Below are 16,093 nucleotides of genomic sequence, written 5' to 3' on the forward strand. Positions count from 1 at the left end.
GCCGGATGGGGTGAACCCTGCTGCGCATTAGCGGCGCGGTAACACCCCGACCATGCGCCCGTCACGTCCGTCTGGTGCAGTGGAGAGCGGCCCACCCCTTGCCCCTCGGAGGTCGTCGATGGCCGGTGACCGGCTGAGCGCGCTGGACGTCGCGTTCCTGTGCCTGGAGAGCAGGACCAGCCCGATGCACATGGGCGCGGTGGTGACCTTCCGCGCCACCGAGCCGGTGCGGGCGGACCGGATCGCGGCCCTGCTCGCGGAGCGCGCCGCCCGCCTCCCGAGATTGCGGCGCCGGGTCCGGCAGGGCTGGCCGCTGGGTGGGGCGAGCTGGGTGGAGGACGCCGACGTCGACCCGGCCGAGCACGTCGACACGCACCGGCTGACCGCGCGCTACGACCCCGACCCGCTGGCCACCCACGCGTCGCGCTGGCTGGCCCGCCCGCTGGACCTGGCCAAGCCGCTCTGGCGGGCCCGGGTGGTGACCGGGCTGCCCGACGGCTCGTTCGCCGTGCTGGTGAAGCTGCACCACGCGCTCATCGACGGGGCCGGCGCGGTGGAGACGGTGCTCGGGCTGCTCGACGAGGTGCCGGCCGCGCGAAGGGCCGGAGCCGCGCGCGGGCGGCCCGCGCCGAGCCGGTCGCCGGTGGACGCGTTGCGGGCCGAGGCCGCCGAGGCCGTCAGCCGGATCACCGAGTCCGCGGGGATCGCCGGCTCCGTGCTGAAGGCCACCCGGCCGTACCCGGTGTCGCCGATCGCGGCGACCGGCTCGGCCAGCCGCCGGCTCGGGTTCGCGCGGGTCGATCTCGCCGACGTGCGGCGGATCCGCGGGGTCAGGGGTGGCACCACCAACGACGTCGTGCTCGCGATCCTCGCCGGGGCGTTGCGCGAGTGGCTGCTCAATCGGGGGCAGCGTCCCGACGCCGGCCCGCTGCGCGTGCTGGTTCCGGTGAGCCTGCGGGGCCGCGAGGCCGACCGGGCCGGGGGCAACGTGCTGTCCGGGTACCTGTGCGACCTGCCGGTGCATCTCGACGACCCGGTGGACCGGCTGGACGCGGTGCGGGCGGCCATGCTCCGGAACAAGCAGGCCGGGCCGGCGCGCGGCGCCGGGGCGCTGCCGGTGCTGGCCAACCGGGTGCCGCCCGGGGTGCACAGGGTGGCGACGCGTCTGGCCGGGCACGCCGCACCGCTGCTGTTCGACACGGTGGTGACGAACGTGCCGGTGCCGAGCGTGCCGCTCGCCCTCGACGGGGCGGTGGTGCGGGACGTCTACCCGTTCGTGCCGCTGGCGCCGCACCACGCGGTGGGCATCGCCGTGGCGTGCTACCGCAACATCATCCACATCGGACTTCAGGCGGACGGTGTCGCGGTGGCCGACATCGGCTCGCTCGGCGACGCGGTCACCAAGTCGACGGCCGCGCTGCTGCGCGCGGTGGAGTACTGCCCTGCTGACCCCGCGGGCTCTCCCCGCCCGGTTGTGCCGGGCGGGAAGAGGTCGGGCGGGTCAGCGACTCAGCGACGACCGGAGAAGGTCACGTCGCTGCAGAGGTAGTACGACTGATCCATGTGGCTGGCCTGCCAGATCGTGTAGACGATGTGCCGTCCCGTTCGCGTTCCCGCGTCGACGTCGATCCGGGTGTTGTTCGCGGGTGCGGTCCGGCCCACCTCCTCGACCAGCTCGAAATCCGACCAGCGCAAGCTCTGCCGGGTCGGGTCGAACCCCTGCCGAGTGATGTAGACCAGATAGTAGTCCGCGCCGTGCAGGGCCTGGTCGTACACGTTCATGGTGAACCGGTTGTCCCGCTGCGCCGCCTGCCACAACCCGGCCATCCTCGTCTTCACGAGGCCCTCCACTGTAGACAGTTCCAGCCCGCACATGGCGCGTATGCCACGACGGAACGCGGAAGGCAGCGCTCGATCACGAGGACGGGACGCCGCGCGAAGCGAACGACCTCGGCGAAGACCCTCCCGGAAACGACCACCTCGGGGAGCCATCCCCCAGGGCGGGCCCTCTCTGACACCTCCGTGCCGGACGAGGCGCCCACGGCGAAACCTAGCCGCGCAGCATCTCGGCGACGAGGAACGCCAGCTCCAGCGACTGCTGCGTGTTCAGCCGGGGGTCGCAGGCCGTCTCGTAGCGGCCGGACAGGTCCAGGTCGGAGATGTCCTGTGCCCCACCGAGGCACTCGGTCACATCCTCACCGGTCAGCTCCACGTGGATCCCACCAGGGTAGCTGCCCAGCTTCCTGTGCACCTCGAAGAAGCCCTGCACCTCGTCCACGATCCGGTCGAAGTGCCGTGTCTTGTATCCGGTGGACGACTCGTGGGTGTTGCCGTGCATCGGGTCGCACTGCCAGATGACCTTGTGCCCCGAGCTCTCCACCTTCTCCACGATCGGCGGCAGCACCTCGCGAACCTTGCCGTTGCCCATCCGGGAGATCAGCGTGAGCCGCCCCGGCTCATTGCGCGGATCCAGCCGCTCGACGTACTCCACCGCCTGTTCGGGCGTGGTGGTCGGGCCGATCTTGAGCCCGATCGGGTTGGCCAGGAGCTCGGCGAACGCGATGTGCGCGCCGTCGAGCTGACGGGTGCGCTCACCGATCCACAGGAAGTGCGACGACAGGTTGTACAGCTTCGGGTTGGTCGCGTCGGCGTTGTCCAGGCGCAGCATGGCCCGCTCGTAGTCGAGCAGCAGCGCCTCGTGACTGGAGAAGATCTCGGTGGTGTGCAGCGACGTGTCCGTGACCCCGCACGCGGACATGAACCGCAGGCCGCGGTCGATCTCACCGGCCAGCGCCTCGTACCGCTCACCCGCCGGCGAGGTCCGCACGAAGTCCTTGTTCCAGTCGTGCACCTGCGCCAGGTCCGCCATGCCGGCGCCGGTGAGCGCCCGCACCAGGTTCATCGCCGCGCCCGAGTTGGCGTACGCCCGGATCATCCGCCCCGGGTCCGGCACCCGCAGCTCCGGCTTCGCCACCAGCGAGTTGACGATGTCGCCCCGGTAGACCGGCAGCCCGAGCGCGTCGGTGCTGTTGGACCGCGGCTTGGCGTACTGGCCGGCGATCCGGCCGACCTTCACCACGGGCAGGCTGGCCCCGTAGGTGAGCACCACCGCCATCTGCAGCAAGGTGCGCAGGTTGGCGCGAATGTGCGGCTCGGTGTTGGACTCGAACGTCTCCGCGCAGTCGCCACCCTGCAGCAGGAACGCCTCACCGCGGGCCACCATGGCCAGTCGCCGCCGCAGCCGGTCGATCTCGGCGGGCACGGTGATCGGCGGCACGCTCTCCAGCACCGTGCGGACACGACGAGTCGCCTCGGGGTCGGGCCACTCCGGTTGCTGGGCCGCGGGCAGGGCCAGCGCTTCGTCCAGCCGCCTGCGCAGCTCGGGTGGCAGCGGGGGCAGCTGGGGAAGAGCGTCGACGGGGACGTCCACAGTCCAGTTCACGGCACTCAGGATAGGCTGCCGCGCCCGTCGCCCGGACAGTGGGAGCGGCCTCCCACTGTCCGGGCAGTGGCTCAGGCGGCCTGCGCCCGGTCGTACAGCGCCTTGGCCTCCGGGCCGAAGTACGGGCCGTAGAGGTTGCCCGGCAGGAACTTGTAGCCGAAGCTGTTCACCGAGGCCACCGTCCCGGTGCCGGTCGCCTCGTCGAAGTTGAGGAACCAGGGGCCGCCGCTGGACCCGCCGGTCATGCCGCAGCCCATCCCGTGGTCCCGGGTGAGCAGGAAGTCGGTGAACGTGCGCCCGCTGCAGTAGACCAGCTTGCTGCCGTCGTAGGGCGCGGCGGCGGGGTAGCCGAAGGCGTACATGTTCTGGTTGCGCGGCTGGTTGAACGCGATGCCCTGGCTGCCGACCACGTCGGTGAGGCTGCGCCCGTCGCGCTGGCCCACCACGGCGGCCGCGATGTCGTAGTTGATGTCCTCGCTGGCCTCCCACTGCGGCGTCGTCAGCGTGGCCCGCGCCGGCCATTCCCCGAAGGGGGCGTTGCCGCCCGCGTAGCCGGGCACGAACACCCAGTTCGTGTGCCAGCTTCCCTGGTACTTCACGCAGTGCCCGGCGGTGATGACCACGCTGCGGTTCGCGCTGGTCACGGCGTTACCGCTGCACGAGGCGTTCCGGCCGCCGAAGGTGAAGAACACCCGGCCGGCGGTCTTGGCGACCGCGCCGCCACCGGTCCAGTCGGCCCCGGTGGTGGGAAACGCCAGCGGGCTCACCGGCGGGACGGCCGCGGCCGCGCCGTCGGCCACCGGTGCGGACCCGGTCGGGGCGGTGCGGGCGCCGAGGAGCCGTTGCATGGGCACCGCGGAGCGCATCCGCTCCGGCGTCCAGTACTTCGCGACCGCCTCGGCTGCGGCCGGCGCCGGGTGTACGGCCGGCGCCTCGGCGGAACCCGCCACCGGCGACTGGGCCACCGCCGGGAGGGCGAACGCTGCCGTCAGTACACCGGTGGCGGCCGTGATCAGTGCCGACCGCAGGGCTGCTCGCCTCATGACGCCTCACTTCCGGCCGGCGCCGCCCCCGCGCCGGCCTGGTCGCAGGGATGTCGATCCGCCGATCTCGGGGCAGAAACCGACAGTAAGGAGACGGTTACCTTCTGGCAATCAGCCAAGTGGCGGCGCGGGGAGGGCCGAGTGGACCACCACCCTGAGTCGGCGCGCGAGCACGGCCGCTCAAGGTCGGGAACCGGACCGGACACGGACGCGTCGGCTGCTCACCCGGACGTTCGCGGCGCGGCCATGGGCACTGGCGCCTCCGGATCACCCGCAACACGGCGACGCGGCGAGGCCCGCCACCGTGGAAGAACCCGCGCTCGCCGGCAGCAGAGGGCGCGGCGGTCGCTGTCCGCACAGGACGCCCGCACCAGTTCCTGATCGACGAGTCCAGCGCGATCGCCGTACTGCCCGGCGTCCACGACGAGGGCGATCACCTCGGCCGTACCCAGCCGGAGCTCCGAGCGCGAACGGATCCACCCACCCCCGGCGCACCGCCCACCACATCCTCGCCCAACCCGTCACCGCCGCCCACGACCGCGTGAACGCCCAGGAGCTTTTCGGCTAGGCGGACTGCGCGCGGTTGTACAGTGCCTGGGCCTCAGCGCCGAAATACGGCCCGAAGAGGAAGCCTGGCAGGAACCAGTAGTAGAAACTGTTCACCGAGGCCACCTTCCCGGTGCCGGACTCCTCGTCGAACTCGAGGAACCACGGGCCACCGCTGGAACCACCGGTCATGCCGCACCGCATGCCGTGGTCCTGGGTGAGCACCACATCCACGAAGGTGGGGCCGCTGCAGTAGATCAACGCACTGCCGTCGTACTGACCGGTCGCGGGGTAGCCGAAGGAGTACATCCGCTGGTTGCGCTGCTGGTTGAACGCGATCTCCTGGCCGCCGACGGCGTCGGTGAGCTTGCGGCCGTCGACCTGCTCCACCACGCCGGCGCCGATGTCGTAGGTGAGGTTCTCGTTGGCCTCCCACTGCGGTGTAACCATCGTGAGCCGGGCCGGCCATTCACCGAAGGGAGCGTTCCCGTCCGAGTAGCCCGGCACGAACAGCCAATTCTTGTGCCAACTCCCCTGGTACATCACGCAGTGCCCGGCGGTGATCACCACACTGCCGTTGTCGCTTTTCACCGCGCTGCCACTGCACGAGCTGTCGCGCCCGTCGAAGGTGAAGAACACGCGGCCGGTGGTCTTGGCGACCAGACCGTTGTTGGTCCACTCCTCGCCGGTGACCACCGCCTCGGAATTGAGGTCCGGCGGGAAGCCGTCCACCGGGGCGGCCTCGTCCTCGGCGACCCTCCGCTCCATCGGCTCCGCCGCCCGCATCCGCTCCGGCGTCCAGTATTCGGTGACCACCTCGGCCGGGGTCGACACAGCATGCACCGCGTCCGAGTCGGGCACCGATCGCGCCGCCACGGGAACGACGCAGACCACCGACAACACTGCGGCCACGGCCGTGATCACTGCCGATCGCCGGACTCCTCGCTCCATGACGCCTCACTTCCCGCCGGCACCCACCTGCTGGCGGGTGAGCAGGAAGGGTGCACTTCTGTCTCCAACTAGGGCACTTACCGCGTCGGTGTCATTACTGTCCGTCAATTGGATATGTCTCGCGTAATTACCGCCAGCCACACTCCATCAAACCTCGTATGTATGTGACTTGGATCACAGCTCACCCGAAAGTGTGGCTCGACGATCGACTGGGGCAACCTCTACTTTGTGCCGCCCCACGCCCGTTCTCGCCGTTCCGCTGTCAGTTCGAACAGGACAACGCCGCGGCTACGTACCGAGGGTGCGCCAGAATCCGCTTCGTCCGGTCGTTTTCGAGCGGCGTCGCGGCGTGGCGGATCATCGGCAGCACACCGCTGTTCCCCAGACAATCGACGAGGCCGAGCAAGGACCATCGAGGAGGCTCGCGCCTCACCCGGCCACACGACAGGCGTTCGGCACGAGTGCGCCACCGTACTGCTCACCCCGCGGGTGTCGCGCGATCCACCGTTGCGGGCGCCTCCGGTGATACCGGCGTCAGACCACGGCGAGCGGCAGCGCGGTGGGGTGCACCGGCGCCGGCAGCTCCGACGCCCCGGTCAGGTACTCGTCCACCGCGCGCGCCACCGAGCGGCCCTCGGCGATCGCCCACACCACCAGCGACGCGCCGCGGTGCGCGTCGCCGCAGACGAAGACGCCAGGGGCGGAGGTCTGCCAGTCCTGGCCGCACGGCACGGTGCCCCGCGGGCTCAGCGGCAACCCGAGGTCGTCCAGCAACGTCATGTGCTCCACGCCCTCGAAGCCGATCGCCAGCAGCACGAGGTCCGCCGGCAGCTCCTCCACCTCGTCGCTCACCGGGATGACCTCGCGGCGCCCGGTGGCCGGGTCCTTGCGCACCCGCACCCGCTGCAGCTCGAGGGCCCGCACGCGCCCTTCGCCGTCCCCGAGGAAGCGGCGCACCGCCACCGCGAACTTCCGCTCCCCGGTCTCCTCGTGCACCGGATAGGTCCGCAGGATGTACGGCCACGTCGGCCACGGCGAGCGCTCGTCGTCCCTGCTGGTCGGCGGCTGCGAGTACTGGTCGAGCTGCGTCACCGACAGCGCGCCCTGCCGGATCGCCGTGCCGTAGCAGTCGGCACCGGTGTCGCCGCCGCCGATGATCACCACGTGCTTGCCCGCCGCGTCGATGTCCGGCGGCCCGTCACCCTCGCAGGCCCGGTTCGCCGGCACCAGGTGCTCCATCGCCAGGTGGATGCCGGCCAGCTCCCGGCCCGGCGTGATCCGGTCGTCCCGACCGCGCAGCGCGCCGACGGCGAGCACCACCGCGTCGAACCGCTCCCACAGCTCCGGCACGGTGATGTCCACCCCGACCTCGCACCCGGTGACGAACGTGGTGCCCTCCTCCCGCAGCTGCGCCAGCCGCCGGTCGAGCGCCTTCTTCTCCATCTTGAACTCGGGAATGCCGTACCGCAGCAGGCCACCCAACCGGTCGTCCCGCTCGAACACGGTCACCTCGTGCCCGGCGCGGGTGAGCTGCTGCGCCGCGGCCAGCCCGGCCGGGCCCGAGCCGACCACGGCCACCCGCTGCCCGGTGGACACCGCCGCGTGCTGCGGGCGCGCCGCCCCGGTCTCCCACGACCTGTCCGCGATCGTGGCCTCGACCCACTTGATCGACACCGGCCCACCGACGTCCGGCGAGATCGACAGCACGCAGCCGGCCTCGCACGGCGCGGGGCAGAGCTTCCCGGTGAACTCGGGGAAGTTGTTGGTGGCGTGCAGCCGCTCCCCCGCCGCCGCCCAGTCGCCGCGGCGCACCAGGTCGTTCCACTCCGGAATGAGGTTGCCCAGCGGGCAACCCGCCGACCCGGAATGGCAGAACGGGATGCCGCAGTCCATGCAGCGGCTGGCCTGCACCCGCACCGTCTCGTCCCGCTCGGCCGGATCGAGCTCGCGATACACCTCGTGCCAGTCGTGCACTCGCTCGTCCTCGGGCCGCTTCGGCGGCTCGCGACGAGGATGCTTCAGGAAGCCGGTCGGATCAGCCACGGGCTGCCTCCTGTGTCTTGCGTGGCCCGGGCGCGGGTGCCCCGCACGAGCACCGCCGCACCCGGTCGGCACCCGTGGCCGTCGCTCCGCAAGCTCCGCAAGTGTCAGCCACGGGCTGCCTCCTGTGTCTTGCGGGACACCCGCACCCGGTCGGCACCCGTGGCCGTCGCTCCGCAAGCTCCGCAAGTGTCAGCCACGGGCTGCCTCCATCATCGCCTCGTCCACGTCGCGGCCGGCCGCCCGCGCGGCGCGCGCCGCGGCCAGCACCCGCGCGTAGTCCCGCGGCATCACCTTGGTGATCGACGCCGACCGGCGCGGCCAGTCGCCGAGCAGGGAGGCCGCCACCGCCGAGCGCGTCTCCTCGTGGTGGCGCCGCACGACGTCCTTCAGCCACGCCAGGTCCTCGGCCTCCGGCGCCATCAGGTCCACCATCTCGGTGTTGACCTGCGCCGGATCGAGGTCGAGCACGTAGGCGATCCCGCCGGACATGCCCGCCGCGACGTTGCGGCCGGTCGGCCCGAGCACCACGGCCCGACCGCCGGTCATGTACTCGAACGCGTGGTCGCCGACACCCTCGGCCACGACCAGCGCACCCGAGTTGCGCACGCAGAACCGCTCGCCCACCTGCCCGCGGATGAACATCTCCCCGGACGTGGCGCCGTAGGCGATGGTGTTGCCGGCGATCACCTGCTGCTCCGCGGCGAACGGCGCGTCCGGGTGCGGGCGCACGACGATCCGCCCGCCGGACAGGCCCTTGCCGACGTAGTCGTTGGCGTCGCCGGCCAGGTCCAGCGTGACGCCGGGGGGCAGGAACGCGCCCAGCGACTGCCCCGCCGAGCCGGTGAGGGTGATCCGGATCGTGTCGTCGGGCAGCCCGGCGCTGCCGAACCGGCGGGTGATCTCGGATCCGAGCAGCGTGCCCACGGTGCGGTTCACGTTGCGCACCGGCAGCTCCAGCCGCACCGGATGGGCGTCCTCCAGCGCCGCCTCCGCGAGCTGGATGAGGGTGCGGTCCAGCGCGTGCTCGAGCCCGTGGTCCTGCTCCCGCACCTTGCGCCGCGCTCCGCCGTACGGGGTGTCGGTCGGCATCGCGAAGACCGGTGCGAGGTCGAGCCCGTGCGCCTTCCAGTGCTCCACGGCCTCGTCGACGTCGAGCACGTCGGCCCGCCCGATCGCCTCGTCCAGCGATCGGAACCCGAGCGAGGCCAGCAGCTCGCGCACCTCCTGCGCGACGAACCGGAAGTAGTTGACCACGTGCTCGGCCTGGCCGGTGTAGCGCTGGCGCAGATCGGGGTTCTGCGTGGCGATGCCCACCGGGCAGGTGTCCAGGTGGCACACCCGCATCATCACGCAGCCGGCGACCACCAGCGGTGCGGTGGCGAAGCCGTACTCCTCGGCGCCGAGCAGCGCGGCGACCACCACGTCCCGCCCGGTCTTCAACGCGCCGTCCACCTGCACCGTGATCCGATCGCGCAAACCGTTGAGCAGCAACGTCTGCTGCGTCTCGGCCAGCCCGATCTCCCACGGCGTTCCGGCGTGCTTGAGCGAGTTCAGCGGCGAGGCGCCGGTGCCGCCGTCGTGCCCGGAGATCAGCACCACGTCGGCGTGCGCCTTGGACACCCCCGCGGCGACCGTGCCCACACCCAGCGAACTGACCAGCTTCACGTGGACGCGGGCCCGCTCGTTGGCGTTCTTGAGGTCGTGGATGAGCTGCGCGAGGTCCTCGATGGAGTAGATGTCGTGGTGCGGCGGCGGCGAGATCAGTCCGACGCCCGGCGTGGAGTGCCGGGTCCTGGCGATCCACGGGTACACCTTGTTCGGCGGGAGCTGGCCGCCCTCACCGGGCTTGGCGCCCTGCGCCATCTTGATCTGGACGTCGTCGGCGTTGACCAGGTACTCGCTGGTCACCCCGAACCGCCCACTCGCGACCTGCTTGATCGCGCTGCGCCGCTCCGGGTCGTACAGCCGGTCGGCGTCCTCGCCGCCCTCACCGGTGTTGGACCGCCCGCCGATCCGGTTCATCGCGACGGCGAGGGTCTCGTGCGCCTCGGCGGAGATCGAGCCGTAGGACATGGCCCCGGTGTTGAACCGGCGGCAGATCGACTCCACGGACTCGACCTCCTCCACCGGGATCGGCTCGCGCGCACCCTCGCGGAAGGAGAACATCCCGCGCAGCGCGCCACCGGCGCGGTTGAGCCGGTGCACCTCCTCGGTGTAGGCCCGGTACGCCTCCTCCCGCCGGGTCTTGCTGGCGTGCTGGAGCAGGAACACCGTCTCCGGGGTGAACAGGTGCAGCTCACCCTCGCGGCGGTAGGCGTACTCGCCACCGGTCTCCAGGCCGCGGTGCACCCTCGAGGTCGGGTTGTCCGGGTAGGCCCGCCGGTGCCGCAGCGCGACCTCCTCGGCGAGCACGTCGAGGTCGACCCCGCCCAGCTTGGACGTGGTGCCGGTGAAGTACTCGTCGAGCAGGTCCTGGGCCAGACCGAACGCCTCGAACGCCTGCGCCGCCGTGTAGGCGCCGACGGTGGAGATGCCCATCTTGGACATGATCTTCAGGACGCCCTTGACCAGCGCCCGCACGTAGTTGCGGACGGCCGTGGTCGGCTCGATGCCGGTGATGGCGCCCTGCGCGATCAGGTCCTCGATCGTCTCGAACGCCAGGTACGGGTTCACCGCGGCCGCGCCGTAGCCGAGCAGCAGCGCGATGTGGTGCACCTCGCGGGCGTCGCCGGTCTCCACCACGAGCGCGACCCGCAGCCGCTCCTTGGTGCGCACCAGGTGGTGGTGCACCGCCGACACCAGCAGCAGCGACGGGATCGGCGCCATCCGGTGGTCGGAGTCGCGGTCGGAGAGCACCAGGGTGCGCGCCCCGGCGGCGATCGCGGCCGACGCCTCCCGGCGCACCCGCTCGACCGCCTCGGCCAGCGCCTTCGCACCACCGTCCACCTCGTACAGCCCAGAGAGGACGGTACAGGCGAAGCCGGGCAGGTCGCCATCGTCGTTGATGTGGATCAGCTTCGCCAGCTCGTCGTTGTCGATCACCGGGTAGGGCAGCTGGATGTGCCGGCAGGACGCCGGCCCCGGCTCCAGCAGGTTCTGCTCGGGACCCATGATCCGGCTCATCGAGGTGACCAGCTCCTCGCGGATCGCGTCCAGCGGTGGGTTGGTCACCTGGGCGAAGTTCTGCTTGAAGTAGTCGTACAGCAGTCGGGACCGCTGGGACAGCGGCGCCGGCGGGGTGTCGGTGCCCATCGACCCGATCGGCTCGGCGCCGTTGGCGGCCATCGGCGCGAGCAGGATCTTCAGCTCCTCCTCGGTGTAGCCGAAGCAGATCTGCCGACGCAGCACCGAGGCGTGCGGCTGGACGATGTGGTCACGGTCGGGCAGGTCGGACAGCGACAGCAGCCCGGCGTGCACCCAGTCGCCGTAGGGGTGCTCGGCGGCGAGCTCCGACTTGACCTCGTCGTCGTCGACGATCCGTCCGGCCTCGGTGTCCACCAGGAACATCCGACCCGGCTTGAGCCGGCCCTTGGCGACCACCTCGGCCGGCGGGATGTCCAGCACACCGGCCTCACTGGCCAGCACCACCCTGTCGTCGGCGGTCCGCCACCAGCGGGCCGGGCGCAGGCCGTTGCGGTCGAGCACCGCGCCGACCAGCGCGCCGTCGGTGAAGGTGACGCAGGCCGGCCCGTCCCACGGCTCCATCAGGCTGGCGTGGAACTGGTAGAACGCCCGGTGCGCCGGGTCCATCGTGGCGTGCTTCTCCCACGCCTCCGGGATCATCATCAGCACCGCGTGCGGCAGCGAGCGCCCGCCGAGGTGCAGCAGCTCGAGCACCTCGTCGAACGACGCCGAGTCGGACGCGTCCGGTGAGCACATCGGGTAGAGCCGGGTGACGTCGCCGGGAATGAGCGGCGAGGACAGCAGCGCCTCCCTGGCCCGCATGCGGTTGCGGTTGCCGCGGATCGTGTTGATCTCGCCGTTGTGCGCGACGAACCGGAACGGGTGCGCCAGCGGCCACGACGGGAAGGTGTTCGTCGAGAACCGGCTGTGCACCAGCGCGATGGCGCTGGTCAGCCTCGAGTCGGTGAGGTCGGGGAAGAACCTCGGGAGTTGCTCGGGGGTGAGCATGCCCTTGTAGACGAGGGTGCGCGCGGACAGCGAGGGGAAGTAGACGCCCTCGCCGCCGGGCGGCGTGGCGTGCTCGACCCGCTTGCGCAGGCAGAACGCCAGCCGATCCAGCTCCAGTCCCGCGGGCCGGTGGCCCTCGGCGTCCGGCCGGCCGGCGGCGAGGAGCATCGCGAAGTGCGGCATCACCGACCGGGCGGTCGGCCCGATGCCGGCGGCGTCCGGGTCGACCGGCACGTCCCGCCAGCCGAGTACCTCGAGCGACTCCTCGGCGGCCAGCCGCTCGACCAGCTCCACCGCCGCGCGGCGGTGGTCGGGGTCGACCGGCAGGAACGCCATGCCGGCCGCGTAGCGGTGCCGGCCCCGCTCGTCGGGCTCCGGCAGCGCGAACGGCACCCGCGCGCGCAGCAGCTCGTCGGGCAGCTGCAGCAGGATGCCGGCGCCGTCGCCGCTGGTCGGCTCGGCCCCGGCGGCGCCGCGGTGGTCCAGGTTCGTCAGCGCGGTCAGCCCGTCGGAGACGATGCCGTGCGAGCGGCGGCCCCGGACGTCGGCGACCATGGCGACGCCGCAGGAGTCCTGCTCGGTGCTGGGGTCGTAGAGGCCGTGCCGGCCGGGCGTGGCGGAGAAGATCATCGAGACCTCCCACGTCGTCATCTCGTGCTCGGTGGTGCTGCGCACGGGACGACGATGGCCCGCTCGTGAGCGCGACTTTAACACCCGGGAAACAGGGCAGCACCTGCTCGAACGAGGGTTTCCGCGCGAAAACCGTAACGATCTGGCAGCCGACGACGACGTCGTATCTAATGGGGTGCGGTGGTCCGAGCTGCCAAGCATAGCAACTGGTTGATCTGTCCACTATATCAAGGAGATCGACGGCAGCTGTCTCGCGCCGGGCGTGCGACCTGCGGCGACCGGCCGCCTTCGGTCTGATCGGTCCCTACCGGCTTAGCGGCTCCCGATGATCCGACCCGGCCCCGCCGCGCACCCCCTTCCGACGAACGGCCCATTGACATCGGCGTGTGAGAGCGCTTCCATGAGTCGCGGCAAATCTTGTGGCGCCCATCACTCCCGGTAGCCGCACACCGGGCCTCGTGGAGGAACGCCGCACCGCTGGCACCCGACGCACGTCGGGTCCTCGGCACCCAGCCGGGCCGTGACAAGGAGGTCACCGCCATGCCCGTCCCCACCCCGCACACCCGTCCCCTGACCAGCCGAGGTCGGGCGGGCACCCCCGACCGGCCTCGGCTGACCGCGGACACCCGCCGTGGTCGCCGCTGGCGGCGGCTGCTCGGGGGTGCCGGCGCGGCGCTGCTGGTCGCGGTCCCGCTCACCGCGCCCGCCCACGCGTCGGTCCCGCCCACCCCGCCGGGCTGGACCCTCCAGTGGGCCGACGACTTCGCCGGCGCGGCCGGCACCCTGCCCTCGGCCAACAACTGGATCTTCGACCTCGGCCACAACTATCCCGGCGGCCCGGCCAACTGGGGCACCGGGGAGATCGCCCGGCACACCGACGACCCGGCCAACATCAGCCTCGACGGCACCGGCAACCTGCGGATCACCCCGCGCCGGGACGGCGCCGGCAACTGGACGTCGGCGCGGATCGAGACCCGCCGCGCGGACTTCACGCCACCGGCGGGCGGGGTGCTGCGGATCGAGAGCCGGCTGCGGCTGCCGAACGTCACCGGGCAGGCCGCGCTCGGCTACTGGCCGGCGTTCTGGGCGCTCGGCTCGCCCTACCGCGGCAACTACTGGAACTGGCCGGGCATCGGTGAGTTCGACGTCATGGAGAACGTCAACGGGTTGAACAGCGTGTGGGGCGTTCTCCACTGTGGAGTGAGCCCGGGCGGTCCGTGCCACGAGAACAACGGCATCGGCGCCAGCCGCTCCTGCCCCGGGTCGCCCTGTCCGGGGAACTTCCACACCTACCGTTTCGAGTGGGACACCAGCGTCTCCCCCAACCAACTCCGCTGGTACGTCGACGGCCAGCAGTTCCACGGCGTCAGCCAGGGCCAGCTGCCCGCCGACACCTGGCGGAACATGACCAGCCACGCCGGTTACTTCATCCTGCTCAACGTCGCCATCGGCGGAGCGTTCCCGGACGGTGTCGCCGGCTTCCGCACGCCCACCGCGGCGACCGTACCGGGGCATCCGATGGTGGTCGACTACGTGGCGGTGTGGAGCCGCGCCGGTAGTGGAGACCCCGGCGACCCGCCGCCGGGCGGCGGCGTCAGCGCCTACTCCACCATCCAGGCGGAGAGCTACCACCAGCAGTCCGGCGCCTCGCTCGGCGACACCTCCGACACCGGTGGCGGCCGGCACCTCGGCGCGGTCTCCGACGGCGACTGGGCGCTCTACCGCGGCGTCGACTTCGGCGGCACCCCCGCCCGCCAGTTCCAGGCCAGGGTCGCCTCCGGCGCGGCCGGCGGGGTGAGCGGCCTGGTCGAGGTGCGGCTGGACAGTCGGAGCAACCCGCCGGTGGGCAGCTTCGCCATCGCCGACACCGACGGCTGGCAGAGCTGGCGCACCGTGCCCGCCAACATCGGTGACATCACCGGCGTGCACGACGTCTACCTGACCTTTCGCAGCGGCCAGCCGGCCGACTTCGTCAACGTCAACTGGTTCACCTTCGCCCGATAACCCAGGAGGGTCCCGTGCGCAGAACCCCCGAGGCGGCCCGAAAGACGGCACTGCTCGCCGCCACCGCGCTGCTGCTCACCGCGTGCGGTGGTGGTGACCCCGCCGAGGACGGCACCACCACGCTCACGATCAACGTCTTCGGCGACAACTTCTCCCTTCCGGACAACCGGACGCTCTACGACGAGTACGAGCGGCTCAACCCCGGGGTGCGGATCGTGGAGAACCGCGGCGACTACAGCACCCACCACCAGAACCTGCAGGCTCGGCTCACCGCCGGTAGCGGCGCCGCCGACATCGAGCTGATCGAGGTCGGCCAGATCGCCGGGTTCACCGGGCAGCCGGACGAGTTCGTCGACTTCACCGCCGAGGGCGTGGACACAGCACAGTGGACACCCGCGGTGCTCCAGCGGGCGTCCACGCCGGACGGGCAGACCCTGATCGGGCTGCCGACCGACGTCGGCGGGCTGGCGGTGTGCTACCGCACGGACCTGTTCGAGCAGGCCGGCCTGCCCACCGACCGGGACGCGGTGTCCGCGCTGTGGCCGACCTGGCGGGACTACGTCGACACCGGCCAGCGGTTCCTCGCCTCCGCCCCGGACGGGGTGAAGTGGTTCGACACCGGTGGCCACGTCTTCCTCGGCGTCCTCGGCAACGAGTCGGAGACGTTCTACGACGCCGCCGGCGAGCTCATCGTCGAGCGCAACCCCGCGGTGCGGGCGGCGTGGGACCTGACCGTCTCGGCGATCCGGGAGGGCCAGTCGGCCGCGCTGGCCGAGTTCTCCCCGGAGTGGAACACCGGCTTCCAGCAGGGCCAGTTCGCCACGGTGACCTGCCCCGCCTGGATGATGGGCTACATCCAGGGCAATGCCCCGGAGACCCGGGGCACGTGGGACATCGCCACCATCCCCGGCGGCTCCGGCAACTGGGGCGGCTCCTACGTCACCGTGCCGGCCGGGGGCGAGAACGTCGAGGCCGCGGTGAGGCTCGCGACGTGGCTGACCGCACCGGAGCAAGCGGTGACGATCTTCCGGGAGCTCGGCAACTTCCCCAGCCAGCGGAGCACGTGGACACGGCCCGAGGTGGCCGACTACGCGCCGGAGTTCTTCAACGGTGCGCCGGCCGGCAGGATCTTTCCCGCGTCGCTGGAGAACGCCCCGGTGCAGGTGACCGGGCCGCAGAGCGGGGTCATCGGCAACGCCTTCTCCGACGCGCTGAACAGCGTCGAGCAGGGCGCCGACCCGGAGGCCGCGTGGCGGCAGGTGATGAGTGACATCGAGTCGGCGGCGGGGACGGGGTAGGCCGG

9 protein-coding genes are annotated in these 16,093 nt (G+C 71.7%); 3 read left to right on the forward strand and 6 right to left on the reverse strand.

Going from position 1 to position 16,093, the window contains the following annotated elements; all coding sequences use genetic code 11:
* Window positions 1-118: 118 nt before the first annotated feature.
* The gene (locus BM051_RS18750; RefSeq protein WP_092531753.1) at window positions 119-1,549 is read left to right on the forward strand and encodes a wax ester/triacylglycerol synthase family O-acyltransferase; all 1,431 of its coding nucleotides are present in this window, start codon (window positions 119-121) and stop codon (window positions 1,547-1,549) included.
* Here BM051_RS18750 and BM051_RS29995 read toward each other — a convergent pair.
* The 6 genes from BM051_RS29995 to gltB form a co-directional block, all read right to left on the reverse strand.
* Window positions 1,510-1,875 carry a lytic polysaccharide monooxygenase gene (locus BM051_RS29995; protein WP_342351659.1) on the reverse strand — a complete coding sequence of 122 codons (366 nt, stop codon included), beginning with the start codon at window positions 1,873-1,875 and terminating at the stop codon, window positions 1,510-1,512. The genes BM051_RS18750 and BM051_RS29995 overlap by 40 nt on opposite strands.
* Before the next feature lie 175 nt (window positions 1,876-2,050).
* A complete protein-coding gene (locus BM051_RS18760; protein WP_166677615.1) occupies window positions 2,051-3,442 on the reverse strand; it encodes a class II 3-deoxy-7-phosphoheptulonate synthase in 1,392 nt (463 codons plus the stop codon).
* 71 nt (window positions 3,443-3,513) lie between these two features.
* Window positions 3,514-4,485: a trypsin-like serine peptidase gene (locus BM051_RS18765; RefSeq protein WP_092531762.1), complete on the reverse strand. Its 972-nt coding sequence runs from the start codon at window positions 4,483-4,485 to the stop codon at window positions 3,514-3,516.
* Between the two features lie 564 nt (window positions 4,486-5,049).
* Complete coding sequence (locus BM051_RS18770) at window positions 5,050-5,982, reverse strand: trypsin-like serine peptidase (protein ID WP_092531765.1); 933 nt, start codon at window positions 5,980-5,982, stop codon at window positions 5,050-5,052.
* A 534-nt stretch (window positions 5,983-6,516) separates the two neighbouring features.
* Complete coding sequence (locus BM051_RS18775; protein WP_092531768.1) at window positions 6,517-8,025, reverse strand: glutamate synthase subunit beta; 1,509 nt, start codon at window positions 8,023-8,025, stop codon at window positions 6,517-6,519.
* A 189-nt stretch (window positions 8,026-8,214) separates the two neighbouring features.
* Window positions 8,215-12,786, reverse strand: a complete 4,572-nt coding sequence (gene gltB / locus BM051_RS18780) for a glutamate synthase large subunit (RefSeq protein WP_092532166.1) — start codon at window positions 12,784-12,786, stop codon at window positions 8,215-8,217.
* Window positions 12,787-13,326: 540 nt separating this feature from the next.
* Between gltB and BM051_RS18785 the strand changes: the two genes are divergently transcribed.
* Both BM051_RS18785 and BM051_RS18790 read left to right on the forward strand, forming a co-directional pair.
* Window positions 13,327-14,790 carry a glycoside hydrolase family 16 protein gene (locus BM051_RS18785; RefSeq protein ID WP_092531771.1) on the forward strand — a complete coding sequence of 488 codons (1,464 nt, stop codon included), beginning with the start codon at window positions 13,327-13,329 and terminating at the stop codon, window positions 14,788-14,790.
* Between the two features lie 14 nt (window positions 14,791-14,804).
* Window positions 14,805-16,088 (forward strand): ABC transporter substrate-binding protein, encoded by a 1,284-nt coding sequence (locus tag BM051_RS18790; RefSeq protein ID WP_166677614.1) that lies wholly within the window; start codon window positions 14,805-14,807, stop codon window positions 16,086-16,088.
* Window positions 16,089-16,093 lie beyond the last annotated feature (5 nt).

Origin of the sequence: Amycolatopsis arida (assembly GCF_900115565.1) — a bacterium.
GTDB classification, from domain to species: Bacteria; Actinomycetota; Actinomycetes; order Mycobacteriales; family Pseudonocardiaceae; genus Yuhushiella; species Yuhushiella arida.